This is a genomic window from Mesorhizobium sp. M4B.F.Ca.ET.017.02.2.1 (assembly GCF_003998955.1).
In the GTDB taxonomy this organism is placed as follows: domain Bacteria; phylum Pseudomonadota; class Alphaproteobacteria; order Rhizobiales; family Rhizobiaceae; genus Mesorhizobium; species Mesorhizobium abyssinicae.
On the sequence record NZ_RZOF01000263.1, the window covers coordinates 1 to 8,946 of the forward strand.

Annotated in this window: 9 protein-coding genes; 2 read left to right on the forward strand and 7 right to left on the reverse strand. The window is 64.7% G+C overall.

The genetic code is table 11. The features are described from left to right. The 3 genes from EN738_RS25155 to EN738_RS25165 all read right to left on the reverse strand — a co-directional run. Positions 1 to 432 (reverse strand): CoA-binding protein (locus EN738_RS25155; protein ID WP_145966925.1); only part of this gene is annotated, 432 nt, incomplete at its 3' end. Next, a complete protein-coding gene (locus tag EN738_RS25160; RefSeq protein ID WP_127286067.1) occupies positions 429 to 800 on the reverse strand; it encodes a 2Fe-2S iron-sulfur cluster-binding protein in 372 nt (123 codons plus the stop codon). The genes EN738_RS25155 and EN738_RS25160, both read right to left, overlap by 4 nt. Continuing rightward, complete coding sequence (locus EN738_RS25165) at positions 797 to 2,152, reverse strand: selenium-binding family protein (RefSeq protein ID WP_127286068.1); 1,356 nt, start codon at positions 2,150 to 2,152, stop codon at positions 797 to 799. The genes EN738_RS25160 and EN738_RS25165 overlap by 4 nt, the downstream gene beginning before the upstream one ends. 435 nt (positions 2,153 to 2,587) lie before the next feature. On the opposite strand from EN738_RS25165, the gene EN738_RS25175 reads away from it, so the two are divergent. After that, a complete protein-coding gene (locus EN738_RS25175) occupies positions 2,588 to 2,860 on the forward strand; it encodes a hypothetical protein (RefSeq protein WP_127286070.1) in 273 nt (90 codons plus the stop codon). 62 nt (positions 2,861 to 2,922) lie between these two features. Here EN738_RS25175 and EN738_RS25180 read toward each other — a convergent pair whose 3' ends face one another. Both EN738_RS25180 and EN738_RS25185 read right to left on the reverse strand, forming a co-directional pair. Beyond that, positions 2,923 to 3,924: a L,D-transpeptidase gene (locus EN738_RS25180; protein ID WP_127286071.1), complete on the reverse strand. Its 1,002-nt coding sequence runs from the start codon at positions 3,922 to 3,924 to the stop codon at positions 2,923 to 2,925. A gap of 172 nt (positions 3,925 to 4,096) precedes the next feature. Then, on the reverse strand, positions 4,097 to 5,389 hold the full coding sequence (locus EN738_RS25185; protein ID WP_127286072.1) for a mechanosensitive ion channel domain-containing protein: 1,293 nt from the start codon (positions 5,387 to 5,389) through the stop codon (positions 4,097 to 4,099). 260 nt (positions 5,390 to 5,649) lie between these two features. Here EN738_RS25185 and EN738_RS25190 point away from each other — a divergent pair, with 260 nt between their 5' ends. After that, the gene (locus EN738_RS25190) at positions 5,650 to 7,146 is read left to right on the forward strand and encodes an ATP-binding protein (RefSeq protein ID WP_127286073.1); all 1,497 of its coding nucleotides are present in this window, start codon (positions 5,650 to 5,652) and stop codon (positions 7,144 to 7,146) included. A 57-nt stretch (positions 7,147 to 7,203) separates the two neighbouring features. Here EN738_RS25190 and EN738_RS25195 read toward each other — a convergent pair whose 3' ends face one another. After that, complete coding sequence (locus tag EN738_RS25195; protein WP_127286074.1) at positions 7,204 to 8,193, reverse strand: substrate-binding domain-containing protein; 990 nt, start codon at positions 8,191 to 8,193, stop codon at positions 7,204 to 7,206. A 78-nt stretch (positions 8,194 to 8,271) separates the two neighbouring features. Beyond that, positions 8,272 to 8,946, reverse strand: a 675-nt coding sequence (locus tag EN738_RS25200) for an ABC transporter permease (RefSeq protein ID WP_145966926.1), incomplete at its 5' end; no start/stop codon positions are given.

An 8,946-nucleotide genomic window follows, 5' to 3' on the forward strand; every position in this document is an offset into this window, starting at 1 on the left:
CCAGAAGGGGCGGAACAATTCGATCTTGGGACAGCGGTTCATCACCACTTTCAAGCCCGCCTCCTCCGCCAGCCGGGCGGCAGCGTCATCCCTCACCCCGATCTGGCCCCACAGCACCTTGGCATTGATGGCGATGGCTTCCTGCGCGACTTCCAGCAGATCCTCCGAGCGGCGGAACACCTCGACCATGTCGACAGGCCGGTCGATGGCCGCCAGCGATGGGTACACTTTAAGTCCGCGAATTTCCTTGACGCCGGAACTGGGGTTGACCGGGATCATGTCGTAGCCGGTTTCGTGCAGCACCCTCAGGACACCATAGGAAAACTTGGTCTTGTCGGGGCTGGCGCCCACCATCGCGATGGTTTTGACCGATTTCAGGATTTCTTGCAGATAAGCCTCCGGATAGGGCTCATCGTGGTTCATATGGGTCATTTCTTGTCGTCCAGCGGGGTCGCGATATCGGCTTTCAACTCATGCGCGGCCAAGGGGTCGAGGAAGGGGTTGCGGTAGAGCTTGTCGTGGCTTTCGACGCCGACCTCCAGCGTGCAGTCGCTCAGCGGGCGGGCAACGCAGAGGATGATGTAGCCATTGTTTATCTGGCGGTTGTTCAGCGCCACCTGCGCCCTCTGATCGACCTTGCCGCTGATCATCTTGGCCGCGCAGCTTATGCAGCCGCCATACTTGCAGCCGTAAGGCAGGTCCACGCCCTGCTCGCGCAGGCTCTGCAGGAGCGGCTTGCGGCGATCGACCGCAAAGGCCGCGCCGCCCTGGTTGGCGAGCGTGATGGTGAAGCTGGTCATACCCAGATGTCGCTCGTGCAATCACCGCCGGGATAACGGGTTTCGTGACAGCGGCTCGGCCCGTTCGGTTCCTTGCCGAAATCGACGACAAAGCGCGGATCGATTGCCATGCCGCCGTTTTCCGTATCGCAATTGACCATCAGCATGCAGCCGCCATTGGTGCGGATTTCCGGATAGAACTGGTTGTCCCAGGTCGAGAACAGCGAGGTCGTCACATAGAGGCGTTTGCCGTCGAGGCTGAGCTGGATCATTTGCGGCCCGCCAGTGACCTTCACGCCATTGACCTCGGGCGCGCGGCCGAGCAGTCCGCCCATCCACACCTGTCCGGTAAGCCTGGCGTTGTGAGGGTCGGAGATGTCGTACTGGCGGATGTCGCCATGCAGCCAGTTGCACAGATAGAGGTATCTGTCGTCCATCGAGAGCAGGATGACCGAGATCACGCCGGGTATCGGGATCGGCCATTCGGGATGCGGCTCATTCTCGACGTCGACGATCTTTTCCCATTGCCAGTCGCCCGCCGCGTCCTTCCACCAATGGATGATGTTTGCGGAAAGCGCCGCGCCGACAAAACCGTGGCTGCTGTCGGGATTGTGATGGAAGCGCACTTCCAGCGGGATCAGGCCGTCTTCACCGAGATAGAATGTCTGCCTTGGCTCCTTCTTCTCGAAATCCCAGAAATGGATCTCGCGGCCATATTTCAGATGGCCGACCTCTTCGAGGTCGAACCCGGGCATGAAGGTGTTGGGCGCGGCCCATTCCGAGCTGACCATCACGTTGTGCCGCGGCTGGTACCAGAAATCATAGCCGAACTTGATGCCGCCCATGGAGTTTTCCCAACGGCCGACGATCTCGAACTCCTTGCTGAGCTGCAGATAGCCGCCGGGGGCATTGCCTTGCGCGTCGCCAAGCATGGAGACGATGATATCCGAGCCGAGGCAATGCACCGTGTGCGGCGCCGACAGATTGGTCCTGGCCTTGATCTCGGCGCCGTCGATGACCTTGAACAAGGTCGGATTGCGGGGATCGGTGCCGCAATCGACAATATGCAGATTGGACGAGCGCACCCCCGGCACAATCAGGTATTTCCGCTCCATGCTGGCATCGCCATGGCACGACGAGCAGGCATTCCAGCCCGAATGATGCAGCTCATCGCCGATGCCCGGCATTTGCAGGCGTGAAATCACCTGGCTGTAGGTCGGGCTCTGCGGGTCGACATCGATGGTGCACAGATAGTCCGGCTTCTGAATGCCCGTGCCGGTGTAGATGGCAATCGTATAGAGCAGCTTTTCGCGCGGCGCCCGCATCGCCTCGGCGGGAGAAGCATAGCCCGGTCCACAGCAATGATTGGTCATGGGTACTTCCCCATTTGAACAGATCGCCGGCCAGCCCCAAGGGGGTTAGGCTGGAATGTTAGTGCATGCTCGGCGTTGGCGCTACGGCTGGGGCGGCCGGTGAAGCCTGCACCGTGATGACAACTCGGCGGCACGGCACCGCGCGGTGGAACAGCAGCGCTCCTCGCGCGTTGTTTAATTAGGAGTATCTAATATGAGATTCGTGGTGGTCCGGGAGCCAACCGACACTTGGGCCGTATTTGACACGATCGTTAATGAGCCGGCGGGATTCGCTAGCCAATGCCTCATCGGGTTGACGCGTGAACAGGCCGAGTGGTTTGCGTCAAGGTGCAATCAACAAATGTCGCGAAGCGTTCGGCGCGTTCAGGACATGCCGCGCAGTGTTGTGCCACTGATGCCGAGGGATGTGAATGAAACGATTCGTCGGCAGGCCACATGATGACCGAAGATGCGATGGCGGCTGTTTTGGCAGTCAGGAACACGGCAGCCGAGATCCTGGGGGTAGTTGACAGCGCCAACAAAACCGATGCCGCTGTCGACGTCCGCCGTCTGGGCGAGGCCGTCCAGTTCCTCGCCAATGCTCAGATCCTGGGCTACGATGTCCGTGCCGCGATGGTTTTGTACGGCGACCTGGGAACGCCATCCCTTCGAGCCAGAGACTGCGAGCAACTGTGGGCCAAATACGGAAAGGCCTTGCTCGCGTATTGATGAGATCAGATTTGAATGACCTCATCGGCTGCTGGAATGCGCGCGCCGCCAACGCGCGAGCCCTACTGAGGCGTGTCGCCCGCGTTCGCCATTTCGTCCTTGAAGCTCACCTTTGTGCTTTTCCGCACCATGGCCGCGAGGTCCTCGGCATCCCAGTTGGTCAGCCTGATGCAGCCATGCGAGAAGGTGGCGCCGATCTTGCCGGGTTCGGGCGTGCCGTGAATGCCGTAGCTCTCAATGGAGAGATCGATCCAGACCGAGCCTACGGGATTGTTGGGGCCGGCAGCAATGGTGAATGGCCGCTTGGCCTTGACCCCCTTGAAAGCGAAGTCCGGATCGTAGTGATAGGTCGGATTGCGCACCACGCGTTTGACCTCCGCCTCGCCAGTCGGCGCCGGCTTCTCGTCGCTGCCAATCGAAGCCGGGAAGACCGCGAGCCATTTGCCGGAAGGATCAAGCACGCGCACCTGGCGCGCGCCCTTGTCGACCTCGACACCGGCAATGGCGGCGGGAGGGTCCCCCCGGCCAACATCCGGCACCAGCAATTTCGTGCCGACCTTCCTGAAGCCGATGCCCGGATTGAGCCGCCTGAGCAATTGCTCGCTGATATGGAAGCGCTCCGCCAGCCTCTCCGTCGCATTGTGATAGCCGAGCCTCGGCAGGCGGGCCATCCGCTCCATGCGGGCCGGGATATGCCTGGTGAAAGGTCCGCGCACATCCTTGCGCGTCAACTCATAGGCAACCAGGACCGGGCTCGCGGAGGTTGCCATCAGCCTGTCCCAGGTCTCGCGCGTGAGCTTGCCGTCGGACGGCAATCCGTTCGCCGTCTGAAAGGCCCTGACCGCCCTGGCGAAATTTTCTGATGCACGGCCCTCGATCAAGCCTGGCGAGAAACGGGCGCGATCCAGAAGAATCTCTGCCTTCAGCAGGACGGGGCTGAAGCCTTTCGGTTCCTCGGCGGTGAATTGCGCCTCGTTGACGGTGGCTGGGTCCAGCTTGGCCGCCCCTGCCACGCCACAGGCGAGGGCAAGCGCCACAGCGACCAACAGAACGAGCCGGGGCATCGATGTCACTCCACGAAAACCTGCTTGTATTATGACGCGGCAGGGCTCTTCTGGTTCCGTTCGCTCACAGCTGCAGGGGAGAACCTGACCAGATGAGGCACTCCAGCCGGCGATGAAAAGAACTCTGGCGAGGGTCTTGCAATCTCGCCATGTAACGCCCCGCCACCCGCCCTTATCGCCCGCTGGGCGCGCCCGGCTTCATAATGATCTCCCGGTGCGGATACGGAATGCTGATGCCATTCGCCTTGAACGTATCCCACAGCGCCAGCAGCACCTTGCCGCGCACATTGGTCAGGCCTTGCTGGGGGTCGCGGATCCAGAAGCGCAGGACGAAGTTCAGCGAGGAGTCGCCGAAATCGGTCAGCCAGCAGACCGGCCGCCGGTCGGCCTCGACCCGGCCGACGCTGATCGCCGCCTCGATCGCCAGTTCGCTGACCTTATGCGGGTCGGCGTCGTAGGAGACGCCGAAGTTCACGTCGAGCCGGACGAGGTTGTCGCTGAACGACCAGTTGATGACCCTTTGGGTGATGAAGTCCTCGTTGGGGATCAGGAACTCGCGGCCGTCGCGCGTCACCACCGAGACGAAGCGCGCCCGCAATTCGCGGATCCAGCCGAAGGTGCCTTCGAGCGAAATGGTGTCGCCCGGCTTGATCGACTTGTCGAGCAGGATGATGACGCCGGAGACGAAGTTCGAGACGACCTTCTGCAGGCCGAAGGCGAGACCGACGCCGACGGCGCCGGAAAACACCGTCAGCGCCGTCAGGTCGAGGCCGACGGCGGAAAGTGCCACGGCGCCGGCCACCAGCACGAGGCCGATCTTGGCCACCTTGCCGATAAGCACGCGGATCGACGGCGTCAGCTCCTCGGAGAGGCGGACACGCTCATCGATGTAATTGCCGACGACCACCGCAAGCCAGACCGTCGCGACCAGCAGCAGCGCCGCCTTCAGCACCATGAGCGCAGAAAGCCGAACCGCGCCGAGCGGGATTGCCAGGCTGTCGAGGACGGTGGCCGCGTCGTCGCTGACGTGCAGGATGACAAGGGCCGCATAGATCCACGCCAGCCAGCCCAGCGTGCGCGCGACGAGGCGGTTGCGGATGATGCGCGACAGCACCGTCGCGAACAGCCACGCCCGCGCGAGCAGCAGCGCGACCTGGATGAGATGGGTGCGGCTTGGCCAGGTGACGGCGCGCAGCAGGCTGAGCGCGGCGAACAGGAAGAGCGTGAACAGGATCCAGTCGGTGCGCCGCAGCAGGGCGATCACCACCCGCAACAGTCCGGGATGGCCCTTGATCTGGCGCGCCTGGCCCTCTACCAGCGGCTCGACGCGCAGCGCCGCGAGCTTGGCCAGCGCGAACAGTGCGGCGATGATGCCGAGCTGATAGACGAACCACGGCGTGGCGGCATAGTCGAACCATCCGCCGGCCCAGGCCTGCGATCTGTCGATGGCGTCGCGAAAATCCATTTGCCACGACCACTTGGCTAAGGAACTGCAACTTGTGGTCCACAATGTCGCCGGGCTTGAGAATGGTCAAGCGGACTTCGCTCGGCCCCTGGCCTGCGCCCACTCCGGCGCGTGTCCGGCGCGCTCGGGGTTTGTGCGGCCAGGCGTGAACGGCCACTGAAGAGCTGGGGAACAATGGCCCGTCCATGCCCGGCGCGCTCGACCCGCCGCGCTTCGGTTGATAAGCCCTGTCGCCGTAGTAAAGGTTTTCGAGTCGAAATATGACGGTTGCGATCGAGATGGGCGAGACGAGCGCGGGGGCCACGGCGGCCCTCGACCTCGAGGAGCTTTTGGCGACCCGGCTTCTGGTGCAGGGCAATTCCGGCTCCGGCAAGTCGCATCTCTTGCGCCGGCTGCTCGAACAGAGCGCGCCCTGGGTGCAGCAGACCATCATCGACCCTGAAGGCGACTTCGTCTCGCTCGCCGAGCGCTTCGGTCATCTGGTGATCGATGCCGAGGAGCACACCGAGCGCGGCCTGCAGGCGGCCGGCGAGCGGGCGCGCATCCACCGCGTCTCCACCGTCCTCAACCTCGAGGGGCTCGACGCCGAGAACCAGATGCGGCGCGCCGCCGCCTTCCTCGGCGGGCTGTTCGAGGTCGCGCGCGACCACTGGTATCCGATGCTGGTGGTGGTGGACGAGGCGCAGCTGTTCGCGCCGGCGGTGGCGGGCGAGGTTTCCGACGAGGCGCGCAAGCTTTCGCTCGGCGCGATGACCAATTTGATGTGCCGCGGCCGCAAGCGCGGGCTGGCCGGCATCATCGCCACGCAGCGGCTGGCGAAGCTTGCCAAGAACGTCGCGGCGGAAGCCTCCAACTTCCTGATGGGCCGCACCTTCCTCGACATCGACATGGCGCGCGCCGCCGACCTGCTCGGCATGGAGCGGCGGCAGGCGGAGGCGTTTCGCGACCTCGAGCGCGGGCAGTTCATGGCGCTCGGTCCGGCGCTGTCGCGGCGTCCGCTCGGCCTGCGCATCGGCCCGACCGATACAAAACCGCGCAACGGCACGCCGCGGCTGATGCCGCTACCGGAAGCTGCACTTGAGGATGCGCGCGCGATCATCCTCGCCGCGCCGCCGCCCGAGACGGTCAGGCCGCAGCGCCGGGCGCCCTCGCCCGACCTGCTCGACCAGCTGATGGCGGCGAAATCGGCGGCGCTGGAGATCCGCCCCGAGCCGGCGGAGGCCGCACCCAGCGCCGAGGATCTTGCCGAGCGGCGCGAACGGATGGACCGCGTGCTCGGTGCCGTGCTCGCCGAACCCGATGCCGGTTTTCGCGTCATCGGCGTGCTCTACCAGGAGTTCGTCGTCCGGTGCCGGATCGAGGGCCTGGCCTCGGTGGTGCCGGACCTTGCCGAGTTCCGCCGCATGCTGACGCGGGCGCGGGCCGGCCTCGGCTCCGAAATGGCGGAAGACGACGCCTGGCGCGACGTCTCGGTGCGCGCCTCGCTGCTGCCCGAAGACATGCAGGGCGTGTTCATGATGATCGCCCGCGCGGCGAAGGAGAGCCGGCCCTGCCCGAGCGACGCGGCGATCGCGCGCGCCTATGGCTCGCACTCGCTGCGCCGCGCGCGCCGCCTGCTCACCTATATCGAGGAGCAGGGCCTCATCGTCTGCCAACTCGACGGCACCGGCCGGCGCACCGTGACGCTGGTGGAGCTTGCCTGGGCGACGGCGCCGGGCGATCCCAATGCCGAGGAGGCGGAGCTAGGCGTTTCGTGACGAGAGCAAGGCCCCGTACGGGGCCTTACCCTATCGCCATCGAGTCTAGCGTGCTGCCTATTTGCCCATCAGCTGCTTGGCGTTCTCCGCCGTGATCGCCGTCGTCTCCACCGTCACCGTCGGCTCCACCGCGGTCGCGCAGTCGAGCAGGATCTTCTTCGACATCTCGATCGCTTCCTTGGCGCCGGTCGGATAGGTGAAGGTCGCCGCCCAGTCGCCCTTGGCGACGGCCTCGATGCCGCCGGCCGGGCCGGGCAGGCCGTCGGTGCCGATGATCTTGACGTCCTTGCCGGCGCCCTTGGCAGCCAGCAGCGCGCCCGCCGCCATCATGTCGTTCGAGGCGTAGAGCACCTTGATGTCGGGATGCGCCTGCAGCATGGCGGCAAAGGCGGTCTGGGCTTTATCCGGAACCCAGTCGGCGGCCTGCTCGGCGACGACCTGGATTTTGGCGTTCTCCTTCACGCCGTCCTTGAAGCCGTTGAGGCGCTCCACCGCCGGCGTCGAGCTCGGCAGGCCTTCCAGCACCGCCGTCTCGCCGCCGTCGGGCAGCAGCGTCTTTGCCGTGTACTTCCCGGCCTCGAGCGCGATCTTGTAATTGTCGCCGCCGATGAAGGCGGTGTAGTCCTTGCCGGGATCGCCGACCGTCTTGCGGTCGAGCTCGATCACCGGAATGCCGGCATCCATGGCGCGCTTGACGGCCGGCGTCAGAGGGGCGGCCTCGAAGGGCGAGATCAGCAGGAGATCGACCTTCTGAGTGATGAAGTTGTCGACCTGCGACGTCTGCGTGTTGACGTTGCCGGCGCCGTCGGCGATCTGCAGCGTGAACTGCGGAACGTCCTTGGCCGCGGCCGTCAGCTCGTCATTGACGTGCTGGCGATAGGGCTCGGCGTTGTTGGCCTGCGAAAAGCCGATGACGAACTGGCCGTCCTTGGCGCAGGCCTTGACCATCGGGGCGGCGGCCTGGGCGGTGCTGGCGATGCACAGGCCTGCGCCTGCCAGAAGCGCGGCCTTGAGGGCACGCTTCGATCCTCTCAGTGTGGTTTTCATGCTCACTCTCCTCCTCGTCTGGCCGGGGGCGGACAGACCTTTGGTTTCAGTCTCGGGGGTATGCTTGCCGCCGGCCTCCTACCTGCCCAATCCCTCGCGGCGGCGAACGAGGGATTGGAGCACTGCCGCCAGCACGATGATCGCGGCGGTCGCGAGCAGCTGCGTGGCTGGGGTGATGTTGTTGAGCTGAAGGATGTTGGCGAGCGCACCGAGCATGATGGTGCCGGCGACGGTGCCGACCATCGAGCCGGCGCCGCCGAACAGGCTGGTGCCGCCGATGACGACGGCGGCGATCGCCGTCAACTCGTAGCCCATGCCGTCATTGGCGCTGCCGAAATTGAACTGGCCGGCATGCACGATACCGGCAAGTGCTGAGGCAAAGCCAGTGATGGCGTAGACCGAGATCTTCACCATCGACACCGGCACGCCGGAAATGCGCGCGGCGCGCTCGTTGCCGCCGACGGCAAAGACGTAACGGCCGAAACGCGTGGTGTTGAGCACCACCGTGGCGATCGCGGCAAAGGCGATGAAGACGATGGTTGCCACCGGCACTGTGTTGTCGAACAGCCGCTCGCCCAGCACCGCGAACACCGGCGGCGCCAGGCCCGGGCCCTCGCCATAGGAGATGTTGATGTACTGGTTGCCGGAAACGATGAGCGCAAGGCCCCGCGCCGCCTGCAGGCCGGCGAGCGTGACGATGAACGGTTCCAACCGGAAGCGGGTGGAGATCGAGCCCTGGACGATGCCGAAAGC

What these genes read in the sequence shown, in the direction of transcription:
- EN738_RS25175 (WP_127286070.1), top strand. Translation starts at nt 2,588, where the DNA reads ATGATGACCGAAGATGCGATGGCGGCTGTTTTGGCAGTCAGGAACACG.
- EN738_RS25180 (WP_127286071.1), bottom strand. Translation starts at nt 3,924, where the DNA reads ATGCCCCGGCTCGTTCTGTTGGTCGCTGTGGCGCTTGCCCTCGCCTGT.
- EN738_RS25160 (WP_127286067.1), bottom strand. Translation starts at nt 800, where the DNA reads ATGACCAGCTTCACCATCACGCTCGCCAACCAGGGCGGCGCGGCCTTT.
- EN738_RS25195 (WP_127286074.1), bottom strand. Translation starts at nt 8,193, where the DNA reads ATGAAAACCACACTGAGAGGATCGAAGCGTGCCCTCAAGGCCGCGCTT.
- EN738_RS25165 (WP_127286068.1), bottom strand. Translation starts at nt 2,152, where the DNA reads ATGACCAATCATTGCTGTGGACCGGGCTATGCTTCTCCCGCCGAGGCG.
- EN738_RS25185 (WP_127286072.1), bottom strand. Translation starts at nt 5,389, where the DNA reads ATGGATTTTCGCGACGCCATCGACAGATCGCAGGCCTGGGCCGGCGGA.
- EN738_RS25190 (WP_127286073.1), top strand. Translation starts at nt 5,650, where the DNA reads ATGACGGTTGCGATCGAGATGGGCGAGACGAGCGCGGGGGCCACGGCG.